Genomic DNA, 884 nt, shown 5'->3' on the forward strand with positions numbered 1-884 from the left:
TATTACTCGATGATCTTACCAACAACACCAGCACCTACAGTACGACCACCCTCACGGATAGCGAATCTCTCACCCTCAGCCATAGCTACTGGGTGGATTAAGGTTACTGACATATCGGTGTTATCACCTGGCATTACCATCTCTACGCCTTCCTGTAACTCGATTGTACCGGTAATATCGGTTGTACGGAAGAAGAACTGTGGACGGTAGCCCTTGAAGAATGGAGTATGACGACCACCTTCATCCTTTGATAATACGTATACCTGACCTGTGAACTTGGTGTGTGGTGTGATTGAGCCTGGTACTGCTAATACCTGTCCACGCTCTACTTCATCACGCTTAGTACCACGTAATAAGATACCTACGTTATCACCAGCACGACCTTCGTCTAATAACTTGCGGAACATTTCTACGCCAGTTACTGTGGTCTTGGTGGTTGGACGAATACCAACGATTTCTACTTCATCACCTACGTGTACAATACCACGCTCAACACGGCCTGTTACTACTGTACCACGACCTGAAATTGAGAAGATATCTTCGATTGGTAATAAGAATGGATCATCGATATCACGCTTTGGATCTGGGATGTATGAGTCTAAGGTCTCTGCTAACTCTAATACAGCCTTTTCCCACTTCTCTTCACCGTTTAATGCGCCTAATGCTGAACCACGGATGATTGGAGTGTCGTCGCCTGGGAACTGATACTGATTTAACAGATCACGGATATCCATCTCAACTAACTCTAATAACTCTTCGTCGTCTACCATATCGCACTTGTTTAAGAATACTACGATGTATGGTACGCCTACCTGACGAGCTAATAGAATGTGCTCACGTGTCTGTGGCATAGGACCGTCTGTTGCTGCTACTACTAAGATAGC

Annotated in this window: 1 protein-coding gene; it reads right to left on the minus strand. The window is 45.2% G+C overall.

The window, feature by feature from the left end; genetic code table 11:
• Positions 1-2: 2 nt before the first annotated feature.
• Positions 3-884, minus strand: an 882-nt coding sequence (tuf, locus tag J5V48_RS09740) for an elongation factor Tu (RefSeq protein ID WP_219938451.1), incomplete at its 5' end; no start/stop codon positions are given.

Source organism: Succinivibrio faecicola (assembly GCF_019448115.1).
Classification (GTDB): Bacteria; Pseudomonadota; Gammaproteobacteria; order Enterobacterales; family Succinivibrionaceae; genus Succinivibrio; species Succinivibrio faecicola.